This window comes from Cupriavidus sp. H39, assembly GCF_050271075.1.
In the GTDB taxonomy this organism is placed as follows: Bacteria; Pseudomonadota; Gammaproteobacteria; order Burkholderiales; family Burkholderiaceae; genus Cupriavidus; species Cupriavidus necator_B.
On record NZ_CP189848.1, the window covers coordinates 1323300 to 1345873 of the forward strand.

At 68.2% G+C, this 22574-nt stretch carries 23 protein-coding genes; 14 read left to right on the forward strand and 9 right to left on the reverse strand.

Translation table 11 applies throughout. The annotated features are described in order from the left end of the window. From urtE to ureG, 9 genes are all read left to right on the forward strand, one after another. On the forward strand, positions 1-693 hold the full coding sequence (gene urtE, locus ACOCMH_RS21575) for an urea ABC transporter ATP-binding subunit UrtE (RefSeq protein WP_018313221.1): 693 nt from the start codon (positions 1-3) through the stop codon (positions 691-693). A 123-nt stretch (positions 694-816) separates the two neighbouring features. Next, a complete protein-coding gene (locus tag ACOCMH_RS21580) occupies positions 817-1686 on the forward strand; it encodes an urease accessory protein UreD (protein WP_427312925.1) in 870 nt (289 codons plus the stop codon). A 39-nt stretch (positions 1687-1725) separates the two neighbouring features. Further along, the gene (locus ACOCMH_RS21585; protein WP_171517556.1) at positions 1726-2028 is read left to right on the forward strand and encodes an urease subunit gamma; all 303 of its coding nucleotides are present in this window, start codon (positions 1726-1728) and stop codon (positions 2026-2028) included. Between the two features lie 49 nt (positions 2029-2077). Further along, a complete protein-coding gene (locus ACOCMH_RS21590) occupies positions 2078-2689 on the forward strand; it encodes a HupE/UreJ family protein (RefSeq protein WP_427312926.1) in 612 nt (203 codons plus the stop codon). Positions 2690-2700: 11 nt separating this feature from the next. Then, positions 2701-3006: an urease subunit beta gene (locus ACOCMH_RS21595; protein WP_012352362.1), complete on the forward strand. Its 306-nt coding sequence runs from the start codon at positions 2701-2703 to the stop codon at positions 3004-3006. Then, positions 3006-4721 carry an urease subunit alpha gene (gene ureC, locus ACOCMH_RS21600; RefSeq protein WP_427312927.1) on the forward strand — a complete coding sequence of 572 codons (1716 nt, stop codon included), beginning with the start codon at positions 3006-3008 and terminating at the stop codon, positions 4719-4721. The genes ACOCMH_RS21595 and ureC overlap by 1 nt, the downstream gene beginning before the upstream one ends. A gap of 29 nt (positions 4722-4750) precedes the next feature. Beyond that, entirely contained in the window at positions 4751-5362 is a 612-nt protein-coding gene (gene ureE, locus ACOCMH_RS21605) for an urease accessory protein UreE (RefSeq protein ID WP_427312928.1), read from the forward strand. A gap of 130 nt (positions 5363-5492) precedes the next feature. Beyond that, on the forward strand, positions 5493-6185 hold the full coding sequence (locus ACOCMH_RS21610) for an urease accessory protein UreF (RefSeq protein WP_427312929.1): 693 nt from the start codon (positions 5493-5495) through the stop codon (positions 6183-6185). 13 nt (positions 6186-6198) lie between these two features. Next, positions 6199-6828: an urease accessory protein UreG gene (gene ureG / locus ACOCMH_RS21615; protein ID WP_427312930.1), complete on the forward strand. Its 630-nt coding sequence runs from the start codon at positions 6199-6201 to the stop codon at positions 6826-6828. Here ureG and ACOCMH_RS21620 read toward each other — a convergent pair. Beyond that, the gene (locus ACOCMH_RS21620; protein ID WP_427312931.1) at positions 6825-7244 is read right to left on the reverse strand and encodes a helix-turn-helix domain-containing protein; all 420 of its coding nucleotides are present in this window, start codon (positions 7242-7244) and stop codon (positions 6825-6827) included. The two genes, ureG and ACOCMH_RS21620, sit on opposite strands and share 4 nt — an antisense overlap. A 296-nt stretch (positions 7245-7540) precedes the next feature. On the opposite strand from ACOCMH_RS21620, the gene ACOCMH_RS21625 reads away from it, so the two are divergent. Next, entirely contained in the window at positions 7541-8374 is an 834-nt protein-coding gene (locus ACOCMH_RS21625) for a hypothetical protein (protein WP_427312932.1), read from the forward strand. 21 nt (positions 8375-8395) lie between these two features. Here the strand turns inward: ACOCMH_RS21625 and ACOCMH_RS21630 are convergent, their stop codons facing one another. Both ACOCMH_RS21630 and ACOCMH_RS21635 read right to left on the reverse strand, forming a co-directional pair. Continuing rightward, entirely contained in the window at positions 8396-9088 is a 693-nt protein-coding gene (locus ACOCMH_RS21630) for a glutathione binding-like protein (RefSeq protein ID WP_427312933.1), read from the reverse strand. 156 nt (positions 9089-9244) lie between these two features. Further along, positions 9245-10507 (reverse strand): acyl-CoA dehydrogenase family protein, encoded by a 1263-nt coding sequence (locus ACOCMH_RS21635; protein WP_427312934.1) that lies wholly within the window; start codon positions 10505-10507, stop codon positions 9245-9247. 178 nt (positions 10508-10685) lie between these two features. Between ACOCMH_RS21635 and ACOCMH_RS21640 the strand changes: the two genes are divergently transcribed. The 3 genes from ACOCMH_RS21640 to ggt all read left to right on the forward strand — a co-directional run bounded on the left by ACOCMH_RS21640 (position 10686) and on the right by ggt (position 15223). Beyond that, entirely contained in the window at positions 10686-11624 is a 939-nt protein-coding gene (locus ACOCMH_RS21640; protein WP_171517567.1) for a LysR family transcriptional regulator, read from the forward strand. Positions 11625-11880: 256 nt separating this feature from the next. Beyond that, positions 11881-13086: a CAP domain-containing protein gene (locus ACOCMH_RS21645; RefSeq protein ID WP_427312935.1), complete on the forward strand. Its 1206-nt coding sequence runs from the start codon at positions 11881-11883 to the stop codon at positions 13084-13086. Between the two features lie 256 nt (positions 13087-13342). Next, the gene (gene ggt, locus ACOCMH_RS21650) at positions 13343-15223 is read left to right on the forward strand and encodes a gamma-glutamyltransferase (RefSeq protein ID WP_427312936.1); all 1881 of its coding nucleotides are present in this window, start codon (positions 13343-13345) and stop codon (positions 15221-15223) included. An 84-nt stretch (positions 15224-15307) separates the two neighbouring features. On the opposite strand, the gene ACOCMH_RS21655 is transcribed toward ggt, so the two are convergent. From ACOCMH_RS21655 to ACOCMH_RS21675, 5 genes are all read right to left on the reverse strand, one after another. Next, positions 15308-16057, reverse strand: coding sequence for a hypothetical protein (locus tag ACOCMH_RS21655; protein WP_427312937.1), 750 nt, complete (start codon positions 16055-16057; stop codon positions 15308-15310). 126 nt (positions 16058-16183) lie between these two features. Continuing rightward, positions 16184-17260: a phosphotransferase gene (locus ACOCMH_RS21660; protein ID WP_427312938.1), complete on the reverse strand. Its 1077-nt coding sequence runs from the start codon at positions 17258-17260 to the stop codon at positions 16184-16186. A gap of 56 nt (positions 17261-17316) precedes the next feature. After that, positions 17317-18045 carry a histidine phosphatase family protein gene (locus ACOCMH_RS21665; RefSeq protein ID WP_427312939.1) on the reverse strand — a complete coding sequence of 243 codons (729 nt, stop codon included), beginning with the start codon at positions 18043-18045 and terminating at the stop codon, positions 17317-17319. 72 nt (positions 18046-18117) lie between these two features. Beyond that, positions 18118-18897, reverse strand: a complete 780-nt coding sequence (locus tag ACOCMH_RS21670; RefSeq protein WP_427312940.1) for an oxepin-CoA hydrolase, alternative type — start codon at positions 18895-18897, stop codon at positions 18118-18120. A gap of 51 nt (positions 18898-18948) precedes the next feature. Beyond that, a complete protein-coding gene (locus ACOCMH_RS21675; RefSeq protein WP_427312941.1) occupies positions 18949-20472 on the reverse strand; it encodes a 3-hydroxyacyl-CoA dehydrogenase in 1524 nt (507 codons plus the stop codon). 187 nt (positions 20473-20659) lie between these two features. Between ACOCMH_RS21675 and ACOCMH_RS21680 the strand changes: the two genes are divergently transcribed. After that, positions 20660-21301, forward strand: a complete 642-nt coding sequence (locus ACOCMH_RS21680; protein ID WP_427312942.1) for a glutathione S-transferase — start codon at positions 20660-20662, stop codon at positions 21299-21301. Positions 21302-21377: 76 nt separating this feature from the next. Here ACOCMH_RS21680 and ACOCMH_RS21685 read toward each other — a convergent pair whose 3' ends face one another. After that, on the reverse strand, positions 21378-22550 hold the full coding sequence (locus ACOCMH_RS21685; protein WP_427312943.1) for a pyridoxal phosphate-dependent aminotransferase: 1173 nt from the start codon (positions 22548-22550) through the stop codon (positions 21378-21380). Positions 22551-22574 lie beyond the last annotated feature (24 nt).

Sequence of the window (22574 nt, forward strand, 5' to 3'; positions counted from 1 at the left end):
ATGTTGCAGGTCAATGCACTGAACCAGTTCTACGGCGGCAGCCATATCCTGCGCAACGTCAGCTTCGACGTGGCCGCCGGCAAGCTGACCACGCTGCTGGGCCGCAACGGCGTGGGCAAGAGCACGCTGCTCAAGTGTCTGATGGGCGTGGTGCCCACGCGCAGCGGCAGCATCCAATGGGAAGGGCAGGCGCTGGAGAAGAAGGCGCCGTATGAGCGCGTGTCTGCCGGGCTGGCCTATGTGCCGCAGGGCCGGGAGATCTTCCCGCGGCTGACGGTGGAAGAAAACCTGCTGATCGGCGCCGCCAGCCGGGCGCGGCCGTCCGGCGTGCCGGACCGGATCTACCAGTTGTTCCCGGTGCTGCGCACCATGCGGCTACGCCGCGGCGGCGACCTGTCCGGCGGCCAGCAGCAGCAACTGGCAATCGGGCGCGCACTGATGAGCGAGCCGGGCCTGCTGATCCTGGACGAGCCCACCGAGGGCATCCAGCCTTCCATCATCCAGGACATCGGCCGGGCGCTGCGCCTGCTGGTCGACGAGTTTGGCATGACGGTGCTCCTGGTCGAGCAGTACTACGAGTTCGCGCGGCATATTGCCGACCACTACGTAGTGATGAGCCGCGGCGAAGTGGTGGCGCGGGGTGCCGGCGCCAGCATGGAGCAGGATGGCGTGCGGGAGCTGATTGCGGTGTAGGCCGGCCGCGTGGCAGCGTCGGGATTTGTGAGTCGCGCGCTGCTTCCGCCAAGACGGGCGGCGCGCTATGATTGCTTGCAACTCCCGCCATTGCGCGCGCCCCCACCGCCGGCTGTACTTGCCATGCGCCATCCCGATTTTCCTTCCGCCCTCGCCGTGCCCGCCGCATGGCAGGCCACCCTGCGGCTGCGCTTTGCGCAGCGCGGCGAACGCACGGCGCTGACCGAGCGGCGCCACCAGGGGCCGCTGCTGGTGCAGAAGCCGCTGTATCCGGAGGGCGGCATCTGCCACGCTGTGATCCTGCATCCGCCAGCGGGCGTGGCAGGCGGCGACAGCCTGGATATCGACGTGACAGTGGAGGCTGGCGCGCACGCCGTGCTGGCTACGCCGGGTGCCACCAAGTGGTACAAGTCGCTCGGCCGCGAGGCGGCGCAGCATGTGCGCCTGACGGTGGGCGCAGGAGCGCGGCTGGACTGGCTGCCACAGGAGAACATCGTTTTCGACGATGCGCGCGCACGTATCGCGACGGTGCTCGACGTGGCGCCGGGCGGCAGCGCGATCGGCTGGGATGCGGTGGTGCTGGGCCGGCAGGCATCTGGCGAGCAGTGGGCCAGCGGCGCGCTGTGGCTGGATACCCGCATCGGCATTGGCGAACGCGCGCTGTGGATCGAGCAGTCTCATCTTGAGGCCGCGTCGCCGCTGCGCGCCGCGGTGGCCGGGCTCGATGGACTCAATGTGCTGGGCACGCTGTGGGCGGTAGGCGAGGGCGCGACGCAGGAACTGGCCGAAGCGCTGGCGGGACAGCTGCCCTATACGCCGGAGCTGCGCGCCGGCGTGACCTGCCTGGCCGCCAACGGCCAGTCGATGCTGCTGCTGCGCGTGCTGGGCCGGCAGATGGAAACCGTGCGCCACGTCATGACCGACAGCTGGCAGGCGCTGCGCATGCCGATCCATGGCGTCGCGGCGCGGCCGCTGCGGCTGTGGGCCACGTAGCCCGCCAAACGACAATCGAGCAATGACGAGGAACCAGACATGGAACTGACGCCGCGAGAGAAAGACAAGCTGCTGATCTTCACCGCCGCGCTGCTGGCCGAGCGGCGCAAGGCCCGCGGGCTCAAGCTGAACTACCCGGAAGCGGTGGCGCTGATCACCGCCGCCATCATGGAAGGCGCTCGCGACGGCAGCACCGTGGCCGAGCTGATGCACGCCGGCACCACCGTGCTGCAGCGCGAGGACGTGATGGACGGCGTGGCCGAGATGATCCCCGAGATCCAGGTCGAGGCCACCTTCCCGGACGGCACCAAGCTGGTCACGGTGCACCATCCGATTGTTTGAATACGCATTGATAACCGCAGCCCACAACCCGTCCAATCCGATGACCGCGATGACCCGTACCGCTTGCCTGCGCCTTGCCCTGGGCGCTTCCCTGACCGTTGCCGCCGGCGCCGCGCTGGCGCATCCCGGCCACGATGCCGCCACCGTCGGCGCCAGCCTGTGGGCCGGCCTGACGCACCCGTTCACCGGCGCCGACCACCTGCTGGCGATGGCCGCGGTGGGTGTATGGAGCGCGCTGGTGGCGCGTTCCGCCGCCGATGCGCTGCGCCTGCCGCTGGTCTTCGTGGGGTGGATGCTGGCGGGCGCTACGCTTGGGCTCGCGGGCCTGGCGCTGCCTGCGGTGGAGCCGATGATCGCGGTTTCGCTGCTGGTGGTGGGGCTGCTGCTGGCGTTGCGCGCACAGCTGCCGGCCTGGGCCGGCACGCTGCTGGTGGGCGGCTTTGCCGTGTTCCACGGCTATGCGCACGGCGCGGAACTGCCCGCCAGCGCGGGCGCGCTGCCGGCGGTGCTGGCCTACGTGGGCGGCTTTGCCGCGGCCACCATGGCGCTGCACGTGCTGGGCATCGGCGCCGGCACGCTGCTGCGCCGCCGTGCCGGCTGGCTGGCGCGCGCGGCCGGCGCGGGCGTGGCGCTGTACGGTGCCGGCCTGCTGGTGGCCTGAGGAGGAGCGCGATGATCCCCGGTGAACTGATGCCTGCCGACGGCGAGATCGAACTCAATGCCGGCCGCGCCACGGTCAGCGTGACCGTGGCCAATACCGGCGACCGACCGATCCAGGTCGGCTCGCACTTTCACTTCTACGAGACCAACGCCGCGCTTGCGTTCGAGCGCGAGGCCGCGCGCGGTTTCCGCCTGAACATCGCCGCGGGCACTGCGGTGCGCTTCGAGCCCGGGCAGACACGCACCGTGGAACTGGTGGCACTGGCGGGCGACCGCATCGTCTACGGCTTCAACGGCAAGATCATGGGAGCGCTGTGATGGCATCGATCTCCAGGCAGGCCTATGCCGAGATGTTCGGCCCCACCACCGGTGATCGCCTGCGGCTGGCCGATACCGGCCTGATCATCGAAGTCGAGCAGGACTTCACCATCTACGGCGAGGAAGTGAAGTTCGGCGGCGGCAAGGTCATCCGCGACGGCATGGGCCAGAGCCAGCGCATGGCGAAGGACTGCGTCGACACCGTGATCACCAATGCGCTGATCGTCGACCACTGGGGCATCGTCAAGGCCGATATCGGGCTGAAGCACGGGCGCATCGCGGCGATCGGCAAGGCCGGCAATCCCGATATCCAGCCGGGTGTCACCATCGTGGTGGGTCCGGGGACCGAGGTGATCGCGGCCGAGGGCATGATCGTGACTGCCGGCGGCATCGACAGCCATATCCACTTCATCTGCCCGCAGCAGATCGAAGAGGCGCTGATGAGCGGCGTCACCACCATGATCGGCGGCGGCACCGGCCCGGCCACCGGCACCTTCGCCACCACCGTGACGCCGGGGCCGTGGTACATGGAGCGCATGCTGCAGGCGGCCGACGCCTATCCGATGAATATCGGCCTGCTGGGCAAGGGCAACGCCAGCCAGCCGGGGCCGATCCTGGAGCAGGTGGAAGCCGGCGCCATCGGCCTGAAGCTGCACGAGGACTGGGGCACCACGCCGGCGGCGATCGACACCTGCCTGTCGGTGGCGGACGCGACCGACACCCAGGTGGCGATCCACACCGATACGCTCAACGAGGCCGGCTTCGTCGAAGCGACCATTGCCGCGTTCAAGGGCCGCACCATCCATACTTACCACACCGAGGGTGCGGGCGGCGGCCATGCGCCGGACATCATCAAGGTATGCGGCGAGGCCAACGTGCTGCCGTCTTCGACCAACCCGACGCGCCCGTACACCGTCAACACGCTGGACGAGCATCTCGACATGCTGATGGTGTGCCACCACCTGGACCCGTCGATCGCCGAGGACATCGCCTTCGCCGAAAGCCGCATCCGCCGCGAAACCATCGCCGCCGAGGACATCCTGCACGACCTCGGCGCGTTCTCGATGATCTCGAGCGATTCGCAGGCGATGGGGCGCGTGGGCGAGGTCATCATCCGCACCTGGCAGACCGCGCACAAGATGGCGGCGCAGCGTGGCAAGCTGCCCGGCGATCCGCACGATGCGCGCGGCGGGCACGACAACTTCCGCGTCAGGCGCTATGTCGCCAAGTACACCATCAATCCGGCGCTGACCCATGGCATCGCGCATGAAGTCGGCTCGGTCGAAGTCGGCAAGTGGGCCGACCTGGTGCTGTGGCGCCCGGCATTTTTCGGGGTCAAGCCCAGCCTGATCCTGAAGGGCGGCATGATCGCCGCGGCCGCGATGGGCGACCCCAATGCCTCGATCCCGACGCCGCAGCCGGTGCACTACCGGCCCATGTTTGCCGCGGCCGGCGGCGCGCTGCATCGTTCCTCGCTGACCTTTGTCTCGCAGGCGGCGCTGGCTGCCGGCATCGGCGAACGCTACGGCCTGGCCAAGACGCTGTCCGCCGTGCGCGGCACCCGCACGGTCAGCAAGCGAGACATGGTTCACAATGACTGGCAGCCGCACGTCACGGTCGATCCCGAGACTTACCAGGTCGTCGCCGATGGCCAGTTGCTGATGTGCGAGCCCGCCACCGAGCTGCCCATGGCGCAGCGCTACTTCCTGTTCTGACCGGCCGGGGCAGTTGCCCCGGAATGCCCATGCTGAAGATCAACAAACTCCTGACCGCGCCGCACGGCATTGCACCGGTGCTGGTGCGCCGCGCCCCCAAGCTGGTGCTGCCCTTCGCCGACCGCAGCAAGAGCCGCCTGCGCGCGGTGCTCGACAACGGCGCCGACGCCGCGCTGTTCCTGCCGCGCGGCACGGTGCTGCGCGGCGGCGACCTGCTGGTGGCGGAAGACGGCAGTTTCATCGAGGTGCAAGCCGCCGCCGAGTCCGTGCTGCAAGTGCGCGCGCATGACCCGCATGCGCTGATGCGCGCTGCCTACCACCTTGGCAACCGGCACACGCCGGTGGAGATCGGGCGCGACTACCTGCGGCTCGAATATGACGCGGTGCTGGCCGACATGCTGCAGCGGCTGGGCGTGCGCGCCGAGCGCGCCGAACTGCCGTTCGAGCCGGAGGCGGGCGCCTATGGCGGCGGCCACAAGCATGGGCATGACGCGACGTTTGCGGAGGACTATGCGGCGGCGCAGGCGGTGTTTCATGAGCATCATGGGCATTCGCATGGGCATTCGCATTCGCATGGGCATGACCACGATCATGGCGACGCGGATCCTGTTGAGGACGCGTCGTGCGCGCATAAGCATTAGTTCCCGCTAGCGCTGAGACATGAAGGTACGTTGTGAACCGGCCTGAGAACCTCGCCCACACCGACACCGCGCTCCCCTCTCCCGCTTGCGGGAGAGGGGAGCGAACCGTCGCAAAGTGCAGGACCGTGTGATGACCCATCTCCCCCAACTCATCTCGCTGCTCCACCTTGCCTCGCCCGCATTGCCGATCGGCGGCTTTAGTTATTCGCAAGGCCTCGAGGCCGCGATCGAATGTGGCAGCGTGCAGGATGCGCCGAGCGCCGAGCGCTGGATCCGCGACAACCTGCTGCAGGTGCAGGCGCAATGCGAGGCGCCGCTGTGGCTGCTGCTGCATCGGTACTGGCAGGCGGGCGACACCGCACAGGTACAGGCACGGAATGACTGGTTCCACGCCACCCGCGAAACCTCCGAGTTGCGGCTGGAGACGGCGCAGATGGGTTGGTCGCTGGCCAAGCTGATTGCGCAGATGGAGTGGGGCACGCCGGCGCTGCGCGATGCGCTCGCGATGCTGTCGCCGGCATGCCTGCCGACGGCTTTCACGGCCGCCTGCGTGGCGCTGGAGATCGGCGCGCGCGACGGCCTGGCCGCCTACTGCTTCAACTGGGCCGAGAACCAGGTGGCCGCGGCGATCAAGGCGGTGCCGCTGGGCCAGGTGGCTGGCCAGCACATGCTGCGGCGCCTTCACGGCGCGGTGCTCGATACCGTTGCAGAAGCCGCGCGCCGCGCCGACGCCACGCCGCCGCAACTGTCGACGTTTTCCCCGATGCTGGGCCTGCTGTGCGCACGGCACGAAACGCAGTACTCCCGGCTGTTCCGATCCTGAACCGATACCCACCATGACCAACGCCCGTACCAAGAACAACCCTCCGCTGCGCGTCGGCGTCGGCGGCCCCGTCGGCTCCGGCAAGACCACGTTGCTGGAAATGCTGTGCAAGGCGATGCGCGACCGCTATGACCTGGTCGCGATCACCAACGACATCTACACCAAGGAAGACCAGCGCCTGCTGACGATCTCCGGCGCGCTGCCGGCGGAGCGCATCCTGGGCGTGGAAACCGGCGGCTGCCCGCACACCGCGATCCGCGAGGACGCATCGATCAACCTTGAAGCGGTGGATCGGATGCTGTCGCGCTTCCCGGATGCCGACGTGGTCTTCATCGAGTCCGGCGGCGACAACCTGGCCGCGACCTTCAGCCCAGAACTTTCTGATTTGACGATCTACGTCATCGACGTCGCCGGGGGCGAGAAGATTCCTAGGAAGGGGGGGCCGGGCATCACCAAGTCGGACCTGCTGGTGATCAACAAGACCGACCTTGCGCCGTATGTGGGCGCGTCGCTGTCCGTGATGGAAAGCGATGCGCGCAAGATGCGTGGCACCCGGCCGTTCGTGATGGGCAGCGTCAAGTCAGGGCAAGGCCTGGACGAGGTGATCCGCTTTATCGAACGGCAGGGCATGCTGGGGGTCTAGCCTTCGGGGTTGGCCTCGGCATCGGGTGCGGAGCGCGCGCCGGGACTGGCGTGTCCCAGCGCCGGGCGGAAGCTGCCCTTGCCCGCCAGCGCCCGCGCCACCGCGGCCACCAGGTTCAGCTCGGGCTCGCTCAGCTCGGCCATGTGGTGCACCGTGGCCTCGATCGCCGCGCGCTGGCGGTTGCCGAACGGCGCGCGGGATTGCTCGACCTGGAGCTGGCTGGCGTCGTGGCGGCTGAAGTCGAGCATCTCGGCGGTGGGTACGGCAAGGGTCTCGGCCAGCCTGCAGATGTTGGCCAGCGCCAGGTTGCGCTTGCCGCTTTCAATGCCGCTCAGGTACGAGCGCGACAGCCCGCTTTCGAGCGAAAGGGTCTCTTGGGACCAGCCTCTTTGCTTGCGTAGCCAGGCGAGATGCAATCCGAAAAGTCTGAGATTTCGAGTAGGCATGGGATCATGAAAAGTTCGGAGTGGTCTGAGGCTAAGGGTTTGACCTTGAGGCAACGACAACTTATCCTCTTCCTCACTATCGGTGTCCGATCCGCAAATTGAGGGGCGCGCCAGGCATTGGCGCGGCACGATGGCATCAACCGGGCGGCCTGCATCGCGGCGCCGCGCCAGACGGGTTATTGCGCCAGACCGAGCGTCACGCCGCCACGCGTGCGCCGGCTGCGCGGACAGGCGCATGGCGCCTGTCGCCCTGCAGGGGGATTGCCATGCAGATCTTCACGCTGTTCGAGGCGCGCATGCGCGCCAGCGATGCCGACCGCCGCGCGCCGTCGGATTTCATTCCCGGATTCCAGCCACGCTTGCTTGCCGCCGCTGCCGGCCTCGGCTGCACCTGCGACTACGTCTTCCTCTGCGCCGGCGAGCGCCAGCCTGAATTTTCAGCGGATTGCCATGAATGGTGGGCTTGCCTGCGCGGCGGCCTGCGGTTGTCTTCGCCCGGCCGCGGCAGCTTGCTGGTGGGCGGTGGTGAACTGTTCGCACCCGCGCCGGGCGTGCCGATGCAGGTGCAGGCGGTGGCCGACACCATCCTGGTGCGCGCGGTGCCGCAAGGCCTGGACGATGCCGCGCGCCCCGTGGCCATGCCCGCGGGCGCGTGGCACTGCGCGCTGGGCGCGCTTGCTCCCGCCGGTGCCGAGGGCGGGGCGCCAACGCAGGCGCTGGCGGATGTGCCGGATGCGGATGACCGGCCAGCGCAGCAGGCTATGCGCCCGGAGTTTGTCCAGCTGGATGGGCCGGCGGATGACTGGGGCCGGCGCCTGCAGGCGCGCGGGCTGCGATGGGCGCTGTGTTACCGGGGTGCCATCGCCCTGCACTGGCAGGGGGCGCTGGTACGGGCCGGGGGCGACATGGCCTTCCTGCAGCCTGGCACGCTCTACGCGCCGGACGCGCATGAGTCGTGCCGGCTTGATGTGCTGGTGCCGGGCACCGGCCTGCTGTGCTGCTTCGGGCCGGGCGATGCCCCGCACGACGGCGTGGCCTGCGGCGGCGGCCGGCGCGCGGATGGCCACGCCGTGGGGTGCGCTGCGCTGGCACCGGCCTGATGGCCGGCTGGCGCGCGGCGTTCAGTGACGCTTGTACTGCGTGGCGCCAAACAGCACTTCGCGCGCCTTGTCGTCCTGCAGCGCCTTGCGCGCGCTGGCCAGCACCTCCACGCCGCGCTTGACCGCGGGACGTTCGGCGATCCCGTTGAACCAGCGTTTCAGGTGGGGGTAGTCGTCCAGCTCCACGCCCTGGTTCTGCCAGCTGCGCAGCCAGGGGAAGGTGGCGATATCGGCGATGGTGTACTGGTCGCCGGCCAGCCATTCATGCTTCGACAACTGCGTGTCGATCACGCCGTACAGGCGCCTGGCTTCATTGGTGTAGCGGTTGACCGCGTACTCGATCTTCTCGGGCGCATAGATGCGGAAGTGGTGCGCCTGGCCCAGCATCGGGCCCACGCCGCCCATCTGGAACATCAGCCACTGCAGCGCCTCGTACTTGCCGCGCACGTCCTCGGGCAGGAACTTGCCGGTCTTGCCGGCCAGGTAGAGCAGGATCGCGCCCGATTCGAACAGCGAGATCGGCTTGCCGTCGGGCCCGTCCGGGTCGACGATGGCGGGGATCTTGTTGTTGGGGCTGATCTTCAGGAAGTCCTCGGCGAACTGGTCGCCGGCGCCGATGTTGACCGGGTGGACCTGGTATTCCAGCCCGCATTCCTCCAGCATGATGTGGACTTTGTGGCCATTGGGCGTAGCCCAGCTGTAGACGTCGATCATTGCAAAAGATCTCCTGGCTTCATTCGTGGGAGCGGCCACATCAACCACTGACGTGGCGAACCGCGCGATTTAAGCACAGAAGAAAAAAACGCGCAGCCAGGCTGCGCGTTTTCCACACTGCCGGCAGGGGCGGGCCCCGCCGGCGCGTACGGGCGGTCAGAAGCCGCGTGCTACCGGCATCTTGATGGTGTCCGGATTGACGTTCATGTGCTTGGCCAGCTCCAGCTTGGCGATGGCGTTGCGGTGCACCTCGTCCGGGCCGTCGGCCAGGCGCAGCGTGCGCTGGTGCGCCCACCAGTTGGCCAGCGGAAAATCGCTGGACACGCCGGCGGCGCCATGGACCTGGATGGCCCAGTCGATCACCTTCAGCGCCACGTTGGGGGCCACCACCTTGATCATCGCGATCTCGGCCTTGGCCACCTTGTTGCCGACCGTATCCATCATGTACGCAGCCTTGAGCGTCAGCAGGCGCGCCATCTCGATCTCGCAGCGGGCTTCGGCGATGCGCTCCTGCGTCACACCCTGGCTCGACACCGGCTTGCCGAACGCCACGCGCGACAGCGCGCGCTTGCACAGCAGTTCCAGCGCGCGCTCGGCCACGCCGATGCTGCGCATGCAGTGGTGGATGCGGCCCGGCCCGAGGCGGCCCTGCGCGATCTCGAAACCACGGCCTTCGCCCAGCAGGATGTTCGAGACCGGCACGCGCACGTTCTTCAGTTCGATTTCCATATGGCCGTGCGGCGCGTCGTCGTAGCCGAACACCGGCAGGAAGCGCTTGATGGTGATGCCCGGGGTATCGGCCGGCACCACGACCATCGACTGCTGCTCATGGCGGCCGGCGTCGGGATCGGTCTTGCCCATCACGATATAGACCTTGCAGCGCGGGTCGCCCGCGCCCGACGACCACCACTTGGTGCCGTTGATCACGTAGTGGTCGCCATCGCGCTCGATGCGGCATTCGATATTGGTCGCGTCCGACGAGGCCACCGCGGGCTCGGTCATCAGGAAGGCCGAGCGGATCTCGCCGGCCAGCAGCGGCTCCAGCCACTTGTCCTTCAGTTCCTCGGACGCGTAGCGCTCCAGCGTCTCCATGTTGCCGGTGTCGGGGGCCGCGCAGTTGAACACCTCGGCCGACCAGGGCACCCGGCCCATGATCTCGCACAGCGTGGCGTATTCCAGGTTCGACAGGCCCTGGGGGGCGCGCGGCGAACGCGGCAGGAACAGGTTCCACAGGCCGGCAGCGCGGGCCAGCGGCTTCAGTTCCTCGATCACCTTGGTCGGGATCCAGGCGTTGCCGGCGCGACGGTTGGCGTCGATTTCCTCGGCGAAACGCTTTTCGTTCGGATAGATGTGCTGGTCGAAGAAGGCCAGCAGCTTGGCCTGCATTTCCTTGACCTTCGGGCTGTAATCGAAATCCATGTGGTCTCCTCGCTACGGGATCAGTGGGCGCCGGCATTGCATCGGCGCCGAAAGGCTTCATCGCCGAATTGGGACTGGGCCGATGCAATGCACTCTATCTGAAAGACGTTAATTAGAAAAATGAATTTTCTGGATTTGACAGTATCAATTCCCTGCATTCCGTGCCAGAATCACCGGCATGCAGCTCGCCCGCATCGATCTCAACCTCTTCGTCGTGTTCGACGCCATCTACAGCGAAGGCAGCATCACCGCGGCCGCGCGCCAGCTCAACCTGACGCAGCCGGCGGTCAGCCACGCGCTGGGCCGGCTGCGCACGCTGTTCGACGATCCGCTGTTCGAGCGCCGCGGGCAGGGCATGGCGCCCACGCCGCTGGCGCGTTCGCTGGCGGCCGAGGTGCGCAGCGCGCTGCAGTCGTTCGCGCGCACGCTGCAGGATACCCCGCACTTCGACCCCACCAATACCGTGCGCCGCTTCACCATCGGCATGCGCGACGCGCTGGAGTCGACGCTGCTGCCGCCGCTGATGAGCCGCGTCACGGCGATGGCGCCGCAGGTGGAGATCGCCGCAATCCGCTTCGACCGGCGCGAGATGGAATCGGAACTGCTCGCCGGCACGCTCGACGCCGCGCTCGACATCCTGCTGCCGGTGTCGCCCGCGATCCATCACGCGCCGTTCATGGCCGACCCGATGGTGGTGCTGGCGCGGCGCGACCATCCGCTGGTGAAGAAGGAACTGACGCTGGAGCGCTACTTGGCGGCCGAGCACGTGCATGTGTCGTCGCGCCGACGCGGGGCCGGACTGGAAGACCAGGCGTTGCATCGCATGGGCCTGACGCGTCGGGTGCGGCTGCGCTGCCAGCATTACGCTGCGGCGTGCCGCGTGGTCAGCTGCACGGACCTGCTCGCCACGCTGCCGCTGCGCTATGCGCGCATCGCCAATGAACCCTATGCCAACCGGCTGCTGTCGCTGCCGTTCAAGGTGCCGTCGCTGGAACTGCACCTGTACTGGCACGCGGGCGGCGAGAACGACGGCGCCAACCGCTGGCTGCGCGAGCAGTTGATGGCGGTGATGGCCTCGCTCGGCAGCGGCATGGCCGACGTGGCCGCGGCGGGCTGAAGAGGCCTCGCCGTACCTTGGCGCAACACCAGGTAGCCGCGGGTGCGGCGCGCGCGGGTCACACGTAAGCAATTGTTCGCGGGCTAGACCCTCGCGGTCCCGGCCCATACCATCTTCCGGCTTTTCTGCCCCGGCGCAGCCACAGCGAGCCCGTCCTCTGCACGGTGCCCGCGAGGTTTTGCCGCGCCGGTTGTCCGCTGCCGCGGATCCCCCGGGCAGACCAATTCGCCGAACTCCACCACGACGCCTCAGACCGATGATTGGGAAACGCTTGCCTGCCGATTGCCATGCCATGCCGCCGCGCCGCGCGCGGCGCACCACGCTGGCCCTGACCACGCTCTGTACCGCCGCGGCGCTGGCCCTGGCCGCCTGCGGCGGCGGTGGCGACGGTGGCGCGTCCGCCAGTGCCGCGCCAGGCGGATCGGCCCCGTCCGGCGCGCAAGCCAGCGCGCCGGCTGGCGGCCAGAGCGGAGCCACGTCTGCGTCTCCGACATCCCCCACCGGTTCTACGATCACCACGGCCGGGGCCTGCTATACCGTCAGCGGTCCGGCGCCTGCCGCCGCATCGGGCAGCGGCGTCTCGCTGCTGCCGGCGCGCGGCAGCGCGGTCAGCGACTATCGCGTGCTGGAAGAGCCGCGCACCGCGGGCCTGTGCTATGCCAACTATCGCCGCGAGCAGGTGGGCCTGCCGCCGCTGGTCGCGCGCGACCCGCTCAACGCTGCCGCACAGGCCCACACGGACTATATGCTGGCCAACGCCACGTTGACCCACGACGAAAACAGCGCCAATCCGGGCTACACCGGCGCCACCGCCAATGAGCGGATCCAGGCCGCCTATCCGACCGACGCCACCGCCGAAGTGGTGGCCGGCGCCAACCGCTGGACCTCGCTGGCCAATGCCCAGCTGTCGATGTCGCCCAAGGATGCACTGGTGTCGGACCTGGTGGACGCGCCGTTCCACCGCGCCGCCTTGCTGGGCAGCTATGGCTCGGCCGGCAGCGGCTTTGCCGAGCGCGTTGGCGCCAACGGCAGCGGCACTTCGGCCAGCTACTACCAGACCGTCGACCTCGCCGACCCGATCAGGGGCGGCAGCGACAACCAGATGGTGGCCTATCCGTTCGACGGCCAGAACGACGTGCCGGTCAACTGGGTCAACACGGAAAGCCCCAATCCGGCACCGGGCTATGAAAGCCGCACCATGGGCTACCCGGTATCGTTGCAGGCGATCAATACCGCGCTGCAGTTCGATGCCGACAACTTCGTCATTACCGATGCGCAAGGCAACAACGTCAACTGCATCAAGGTCGACAGCCGCTCCTCGGGCCTGAGCAGCGCGGCGCACGGCCTGGCCTTGTGCACGCCGGTAGCGCCGCTGGCGAGCCAGCAGCGCTATACCGTGCGGGTCACGGGCCGGCTTGGCGCGCAGCCGGTGGACCTGAGCTGGTCGTTCACCACGCGCTGACCCTTGCTTCAGCGCCTGCGGCGCCGCTGCGCGGGGTTGCATGCTGTTCTCCTAAGTGAAGTGGCCGCGGGCAGGTGGCCGGCAGGACGGCCTGTCGATGAAACCGGCCACCCAGGCCAGGCGGGGTTGAGGCGGGCGAAATATTCTTTTCTCGCCGCCCGGTGCCAGGCCGGATAGGGCGAATGCCAGACTTTCGCCTCCCGGGATGCCCGGATCGCCACTACAATCGTTTGATCCTTTTCCCCGGAGATAGCGCATGGCTCACCCTGACCTCACTTCGATGGCATGGCGCGGCGCGCTGGCGCTGGCCCTGTCGGCGCTGCTCGGTGCCTGTGGTACCCCGGGCGCAGGCACGGCCATGCCGGCCGCTGCAGCTGCGCCCGGGGCCGCGACCCCGCCCGCGGCGATGCCGCCTGCGCCGGAAGTGGCCTCGGGCTACCGCCCCGGCATGGCCACCGTCTACGCGCAGCGCCATATGGCAGCCGCGGCCAACCCGCTCGCCACCGAGGCCGGGCGCGCCATGCTCCGCCAAGGCGGCTCGGCGATCGATGCCGCCATCGCCATGCAGGCGGTGCTGACGCTGGTCGAGCCGCAGGCCACTGGCATTGGCGGCGGCGCCTTCATCATGTACTGGGACGGCAAGAACGTGCAGGCCTTCGACGGCCGCGAGACCGCTCCTGCCGGCGCCACCGAAAACCTGTTCATGCGCCCGGACGGCAAGCCGATGGCGTTCAGCGAAGCCCAGATCGGCGGGCGCTCGGTCGGCACGCCGGGCGTGATGCGCGCGCTGGAGATGGTCCATCGCAAGCACGGCCGCCTGCCCTGGGCCAGGCTGTTCCAGCCCGCCATCGACCTGGCGGAGAAAGGCTTCCCGATCTCGCAGCGGCTCTACACGCAGGTCGCGGCCGACAAGTTCCTGGCCGGTTCGCCGGAGATGGCCGCGTACTTCCTCGATGCCCAGGGCAAGCCCAAGCCGGCCGGCACGGTGCTGAGGAACCCGAAGCTGGCGCAGACGCTGCGCGATCTTGCGCGGCGCGGCGCCGGCGTGCTCTACGGCGGCCCGATCGCGCGCGATATCGTGGCAAAGGTGAACAGCGGCAGCAATGCCGGCTCGCTGTCGCTGGCCGACCTGGACAACTACCGCGCGAAGCAGCGCGTGCCGGTGTGCACCGACTACAAGCGCTGGAAAATCTGCGGCATGCCGCCGCCGTCGTCGGGCGGCATCGCCATCGCGCAGATCCTCGGCACGCTGCAGGCGCTGGAAACCAGGAACCCCAAATACGCGCTCGCCGCGCTCAAGCCGCAGGCCGTGAACACGCCGGCGGTGCTTGAGGCCCATCCTGACGCCGTCCATGCGATAGCTGAGGCCGATCGCCTGGCATATGCCGACCGCGGCCTGTACGTCGCCGATGCGGACTTCGTGCCGGTCGACGTCAGCGGCATGGTCAACCCGTCTTACCTCGCCGCGCGCGCCGAACTGATCGGCGAGCAAAGCATGGGCAAGGCCCAGCCGGGTACGCCGCCGGGGGCCGCCGTGGCCTACGCGCCGGACCGCTCGCCGCCGCGCATTTCCACCTCGCAGATCGTCGCCGTCGACGATCGCGGCGGCGCCATCTCGATGACCACCACGATCGAGTCGTACTTCGGCTCGCATCTGATGGTGCGCGGCTTCATGCTGAACAACCAGCTGACCGATTTCTCGTTCGTGCCGAGCGAGGATGGCAAGCCGGTGGCCAACCGCGTGCAGCCGGGCAAGCGCCCGCGTTCGTCGATGGCGCCGACGCTGGTGTTCGACCGCGAGAGCGGCCAGCTGGTGGCGACGGTCGGCTCGCCGGGCGGCTCGCAGATCATCGAGTACGTATCCAAGACGCTGGTCGGCATGCTTGACTGGAATCTGGATCCGCAGGCGGCAATCGGCATGGGCAACTTCGGCAGCCGCAACGGCCCGACCGAGGTCGAGAAGGGCCTGGTGTCGCCGGGCCTGGTGCAGGCGCTGCAGCAGCGCGGCCACCAGGTGGCGGAGATCGAGATGACCAGCGGCACGCAGGCCATCGTGCGCCGCCAGGGACCGGACGGGAAGACGGTGTGGGCGGGCGGCGCGGATCCGCGGCGCGAGGGGGTGGCGCTGGGGGATTGAGCGCGCTGGCGCGCGAGGTCACCAGGACGAAAGCCTGGGATGGCGTCGGTCCGGTCGTCAGCTTCCGGATCGAGTCATTCCCGGCTATGCGTCCATATAGCTCTGGTATTCGTACCGCGCGCCGAGAACTCGGGCAATCTCTGTCAACGCGGCAGCGATGGCCTGGGAGCGCGAGTCTGAACGGCTGAGCAACAGTTCGAATCGGCTCGACCGATAGAGTTCGGCGTTCGTACCCGGCGGCCGGTCCCGGGCGGCAACCTTGAACTCGAGCTCCACCTCGTAGTAGCCACTGCCCTTGGCCGGAAGGACGTCGGTGAAATGCACTGCGCAGATCACCCAGTAGCGGAAGCGGAAACTTTCGTTGCCGAGCCGGAATCCGGACCAGGCAAGGTCCCGCGAGCGGAACACCACGAGCGCATCGTCCGCATGCGTCGTCGCATCATGCTGATCCGCCAGTTCCATGCCGGAAACCATTGCGGCATCGGAACCATCGCTGCCGGTCTCGACTTCAAGATATTTGTCGATCGTCGCCATCAGGTCTTCATAGAAGCGGCGGGTGGCTTCGCGCCGGCCTTCCGCCTCGTCCGTCAGCAGCAGCCGCTTGAAGCGCGCCCGCTCTCCGAGCTGGAGTGGCACTTCAGGTCGTTGGTGGGGTGTCTCTTCAGCGGGGGCAGTAGCGAGCATGCCAGTGACGCGATCCGAAACCCAGAACAGCAAGGCTGACTGCAGGGCCGGCACCACGATCAGGGTGGCCAGGCCGGCGAGGGCGCCATAGTCTGACCACACCATCGACGCTGCGATGGCGGCAGGGAGCAAGTAGTAAAGCCAGAACATCCTGCGATTTCATTGTTTCTGTGGATTCTGGCGATTATGCCGGGCTTTGCCGCGCCGAAAAGAAAACGCCCCTGCAAGCCTGCAGGCTTGCAGAGGCGTAGCGATGGATCTCTCCGGCCTCAGACCTCAGCTCTTCGCCTTCTTCGCATACTCCCATCCCATCTCGGCCATTGGCCGCGCGCGTTTGCCCGCGTCGGTGGCCTGCGCCGACGACGCGGTGCCGTCCACCACGCGCTTCATGATCCCCTGCAGGATGCCGGCGATGCGGAACATGCTGAAGGCCAGGTAGAAGTTCCAGTCGCCGGTGATGGGGCGGCCGGTGCGCTGCTCGTACAGGCGGCGGTAGCTGGCTTCGTCGGGGATGCCGAGGGCGGCGAAGTCGAGGCCGGCGATGCCGCGGAACTGCCCCGGCGCGATATGCCAGCTCATGCAGTGGTAGCTGAAGTCCGCCATCGGGTGGCCCAGCGTGGACAGCTCCCAGTCCAGCACCGCCAGCACGCGCGGCTCGGTCGGGTGGAACATCAGGTTGTCGAGCCGGTAGTCGCCATGCACGATCGAGGTCAGGTCGGCGTCTTGCTGCGGGATGTGCTGCGGCAGCCAGTCCATCAGCGCGTCCATTGCCGGGATCGATTCGGTCTCGGACAGCTTGTACTGCTTGGTCCAGCGCTCGATCTGGCGCTGGAAGTAGTTGCCGGGCTTGCCGTAGTCGCCCAGGCCGATGGCGTTGTAGTCCACCGAGTGCAGCGCGGCGATGACGCGGTTCATCTCGTCATAGATGGCGCTGCGCTCGGCCGGGCTCATGCCCGGCAGCGACTGGTCCCACAGCACGCGCCCGGCGACGAATTCCATGATGTAGAAGGCGCGCCCGATCACGGCTTCGTCCTCGCACAGCGCATACATGCGTGCCACCGGCACGTCGCTGCCGGCCAGCGCCGCCATCACGCGGTATTCACGCTCGATCGCATGCGCCGACGGCAACAGCTTGCTCTTGGGGCCGGGCTTGGCGCGCATCACGTAGGTCTGCCCGGGCGTGACCAGCTTGAAGGTCGGGTTCGACTGGCCGCCCTTGAACTGCTCCACGGTCAGCGGGCCGGCAAAGCCGTCCACGTGCTGGCGCAACCAGGCTTCCAGCGCGGCGGTGTCGAAACGCTGCTGGTCGGACACCGGGCGCGTGCCCTCGAAGTGCGATACGTTGCTCGTCATGCTGTCTCCGTTGGTTTTCTGTTCGGGTTTGATGATGGAATCGGGGGCCGGGAGCCTCAGCCGGCGGGCTGCCGTCCGCGCAAATACTGGTGCAGCAGCACTTCCATGGTGGTGTGGCGCGAGCCGCTGTGCACCGGCGTGGGCGGCGAGTAGTTGGTCATGCGCACCACCCAGTCGAGCGGGCCGTCGCCCATGTCGAGCACGTTGATGCAGCCGGCGGTCTGCAGCAGCGAGCCGAAGAACACACGCCGCCCGCAGGTGATGGCCTGCGACAGGATGGCGCGGTTGGTGCCGCCATGCAGCACCATCAGCACGGTATCCCAGTCGGGGTCGTCGCGCAGCCGCGCCAGCGCGGGCAGCACGCGGTCCAGGAAGGCGCCGATGGTCTCGCCGTTGAGAAAGCGCTTGTGTTCGGGCACTTCGCCTTCGAAGGCGCCGACGAAGGCGTCGCGCAAGTCTTCGCTGGCAATCGCGGACAAGTCGCCGCCGCGAATTTCCTGCAGCGCGGGCCAGACCTCGGGAACGATGCCGTCCATCTGCGGCAGCTCCGCCAGCACGCGCTCGGCGGTCTCCACCGTGCGCGGCAGGCCGCTGACAATGACGCGGTCGAAGCGGACCTGCTCGGCGGCAAAGGCGCGGCCGGCGGCGGTGGCCTGCATGCGGCCGGTCTCGTTCAGGGGCACCATCTCGGGCAGGCTGGTGCGGCGCCCGGCCTCGTCGAAGTAGGAAACGGCACCATGCCGCATCAGGTAGATGCGGCGACGCGAGGACGGCGGCAATTCCATGCGGGGTCTCCTTGCATAGTGTCGGCATGCCCGTCTGGCGCGGGCTGGCCGTCGTGATGATCCGCGCGCGGATCAGCGGTATTGCGGCTTGCGCTTCTCCAGGAAGGCGCTGATGCCTTCGCCGCCGTCGGGGTGATGCAACGCGGCCACGAAGCTGTCGCGCTCGGCCAGCAGGTGTTCGGCGCGCGAGGCGGTGGCGGCATGGTTGATCAGCGCCTTGATGCGGCCCACCGCGTGCGGCGACTGGCGCGCCAGCCCGGTTGCCAGGCGCAGCGCCTCGTCCAGGGCCTGGCCGGGTTCGGTGACCCGGTTGACCAGCCCGAACTGCGCCAGCCGGCCGGCGTCGACCGGCTTGCCTTCCATCATCAGCTCGCTGGCCAGCGGCCGCGGCAGCGCGCGCGCGATCTCGTACGAGCCGCCGCCGTCGGGCGTCAGGCCGACCGAGACATAGGCCATCACGAACTTCGCATCGCTTGCCGCCACCACGAAGTCGCAGGCCAGCACCACCGAGAAGCCCGCGCCCGCCGCCGCGCCTTCCACCGCCGCGATGATCGGCTTGGGAAAAGCGTGCAGCGACTCGATCCAGCCGTTCAGCAGCGCAATGCTGGCGGCCTGTACCTGGGGCGGCTGGCTGCGGTTGCCGAGCAGACGGTTCAGGTTGCCGCCGGCGCAGAAGATGCCGTCGGCGCCGGTGATGATGACCGCGCGCAGCGAGTCATCCGCCGCGGCCTGCTCCAGCGCCTGCTGCGAGGCCGCGTAGATATCCGGGTGCAGCGCGTTGCGTGCCTCGGGGTTCGAGATGGTCAGCACCAGCGTCGAATCGACGCGGCGGGAAAGCAGCTGTGCGGGCATGGGCGGGGCTCGGTGGGGCGGGCTGTGGGGGCGGCCGCGAAGGCGGACGGCTTACTGCTCTTCGGCCAGCAGCGACAGGCCCAGGCCGGCACGGCGCCACAGCCACGGGCTCGGGCGGTAGCGCATGTCGCCGGTCAGCGCCTCCATGTTGCGCAGCGTCTCCAGCACCAGTTGCGGGCCGACCGCGTCGCCGAGCGCCAGCGGGCCCTTCGGGTAGCCGAGGCCGAGGTTCACGGCGAGGTCGATGTCCGCCGGCGTGGCGATGCGCTGCTGCGCGATATCGCTGGCGATGTTGATGATGCAGCAGAGCACGCGCTGCGCGATGAAGCCGGCCGAGTCGCGGATCACCGTGACCGGCACGCCGTCGCTCGCGAACAGGCCGTGCGCGGCGTCGCGCGCGGCGGCGCTGGTGGCCGGCGTCGTCATCAGCGTGCGGCGCTTGGTGGCTTCGAACGGCAGCAGCGTGTCGATGGCGACGGTGCGGGCCGGGTCCAGCCCCTGCTGCAGCGCGCTGGTGGTGGCGTCCAGGCCCAGCGGCGTGACGATGATCAGCGCCTCGGCCGACGGCTGGTTGCCGCCTTCCGGCGTCACGCCCAGCGCGCCCAGCAGCTTGGTCACCATGGCATGGCCACGCTCGCTGGCGTGGCTGACCCACACGCTCGACGGGCGCGCGGCCGGCACCGCGGCGGCGGCCGGCACTTGTTTCTGGCCATCGGCGTAGGCATAGAAACCGGCGCCAGCCTTGCGGCCGATCAGACCGCCGACCGCGCGGATCGCGGTGATCGGCGAGGGACGGTAGCGCGGTTCCTGGTAGAACTGGTTGTAGATCGATTCCATCACCGGGTGCGACACGTCGAGCCCGGTCAGGTCCATCAGCTCGAACGGCCCCATGCGGAAGCCGGCCTGCTCGCGCATGATGTTGTCGATGTCGGCGAATTCAGCCACGCCTTCCTGCGCGGCCTTCAGGCCTTCAATATTCATGCCGCGGCCGGCATGGTTGACGATAAAGCCGGGCATGTCCTTGCAGCGCACCGGCGTATGGCCCATGCGGCGCGACAGCGCCATCAGCGCGTCGCCCACCGCGGGGTCGCCCGACAGGCCGTCGATGACCTCGACCACCTTCATCAGCGGCACGGGGTTGAAGAAGTGGTAACCGGCAATGCGGGCGGGGCGCTTCGACCCCACGGCGATCGCGGTGATCGATAACGACGACGTGTTCGAGGCGATGATGGCGTCCTCGCGCAGGATCGCTTCAAGCTTGGCGATCAGGTCGCGCTTGACTTCCAGCTTCTCGACGATGGCCTCCAGTACCATGTCGCAGCCGGCCAGGTCTTCGAGCGTGCCGCACGGTTTGACGCGGCCCAGCGTGGCCTCGGCCTCGGCGGTGCTGATCTTGCCCTTGTCGGCCAGCCTGGCCAGCGTGTCCTGCAGGTACTTGCGCGCGGCTTCCACCGCTTGCGGGTTGGCGTCGTACAGGTTGACGGTCAGGCCTGCCTGCGCGGCGATCTGCGCGATGCCCCGGCCCATGGCGCCGGTGCCGACGATACCCAGCGTATCGATGGTGAAAGTGCTCATCATTTGTCCCAAGAGTTGTGGTTAAATTAGCACGATCGTACGTTTTTTGCACCTTCCGCGACAGACCGGCAGGGCAGGCGGCGTGCGCTGATCGGACAGCCGGTTCACTGCGAACGCCGGATGGTCCACAATCACCCGATCCACGCCGTGCGATGCGGGGACCTTTCCTATAACGGAGACAGACGACATGCTGAAGCTCTGCGGTTTCGCCGCCAGCAACTACTACAACAAAGTGAAGCTGGCGCTGCTGGAAAAGAACGTGCCGTTCGAAGAAGTGCTGGCCTGGCTCGGCGAGACCGACCCGGCGGCCACGCCCGCGGGCAAGGTGCCCTACATCATCACCGAATCCGGCCCGCTGTGCGAGTCCGAGGCGATCGCCGAATACGTCGAGGCGGCGTATCCGCAGAAGCCGCTGCTGCCGGCCGATCCGTTCCAGGCCGCCAAGGTGCGCGAGCTCATCGTCTTCATGGAGCTGTACCTGGAGCTGACCGCGCGCGAGCTGTACCCCGAGGCTTTCTTTGGCGGCAAGGTCAGCGACGGCGTCAAGGAGCGCCAGCACAAGCTGCTGAGCCGCTATATCCCCGCCTTCTCCAAGCTGGCCAAGTTCTCGCCGTATATCGCCGGCGACAGCTTCACGCTGGCCGACTGCGCCGCCGCGGCGCACCTGCAGCTGGTGTCGTCGTGCACCAAGATCATCTACGGCACCGACATGCTGGCGGACCTGCCGATCAAGGACTACCTGAAGACGCTGTCGGCGCGCGAATCGGTGCAGAAGGTCAACGCCGACCGCAAGGCCAATCTCGAGCTGATGATGAACCGCAACAAGTAAGGCACGTCAGCCGCCAAGGCAAAAAACGCCCGCGATGGCATCGCGGGCGTTTTTTGCTTGGGCGCGGGGCTGGCGCTTACAGTTTGCCCAGCCGCTCGAGCGCCAAGGCCAGCGTCTCGTCCTTCTTGGCAAAACAGAAACGCACCACGCCCGATTCACGCGGCTGCGTGTAGAAGGCCGAGACCGGGATCGCGGCCACGCCGATCTCGCGCGTCAGCCACATGGCGAAATCGGCCTCGCTCAGGTCGGAGATGGCGGAGTAGTCGACGCACTGGAAATAGGTGCCGTCCGACGGCAGCAGCTTGAAGCGGCTGTCGGCCAGCCCGGCGCGGAACAGATCGCGCTTGGCCTGGTAGAACGCCGGCAGCTGCAGGTAGGGCGCGGCATCGGCCATGTAGTCGGCCAGCCCGTGCTGCACCGGCGTGTTCACCGTGAACACGTTGAACTGGTGCACCTTGCGGAACTCGGCCATCAGCGCGGCCGGCGCGGCGACGTAGCCGACCTTCCAGCCGGTGACGTGGTAGGTTTTGCCGAAGCTCGAGATCACAAAGCTGCGGCGCGCCAGCTCCGGATGGCGCGACACCGAGGCATGCGGCTGGCCGTCGTAGACCATGTGCTCGTAGACCTCGTCCGACAGCAGCAGGATGTCGGTGCCGGCCAGGATCTGCGCCAGCCGCTCCATGTCGGCCGCGCGCCAGATCGTGCCGGTGGGGTTGTGCGGCGTGTTGACGAGGATCATGCGCGTGCGCGGCGTGATCGCGGCGGCGAGCTTGTCGAAGGGCACGCGGAACGCCGGCGCTTCCAGCGTGACCGGCACCGCGGTGGCGCCGGCCAGTTCGATCGCCGGCAGGTAGCTGTCGTAGCACGGCTCCAGCACGATCACCTCGTCGCCGGGATGCACCGCGCACAGGATGGCGGTCAGGATGCCTTGGGTGGCGCCCGCGGTGACGGTGATCTCGCTGTCCCAGTTGTACTGGTGGCCATACAGGCTGGCGATCTTGGCGGCAATGGCCTGGCGCAGGCGCGGCACGCCCGCCATCGGCGGGTACTGGTTGTGGCCGGCGCGCATCGCGCCGGTCACGGCATCGATAATGCGCGGGTCGCAGTCGAAGTCCGGGAAGCCCTGGCCCAGGTTGACCGCGTTCTTCTCTGCGGCGAGTGCCGACATCACGGTGAAGATGGTGGTGCCGACGCCGGGCAGGCGCGAAGGCGGCGGCGTCAGTGGGGCGAGCGTGGTGTCTGCGGACATAGGGCGCGAGTCGATGCGATGGGA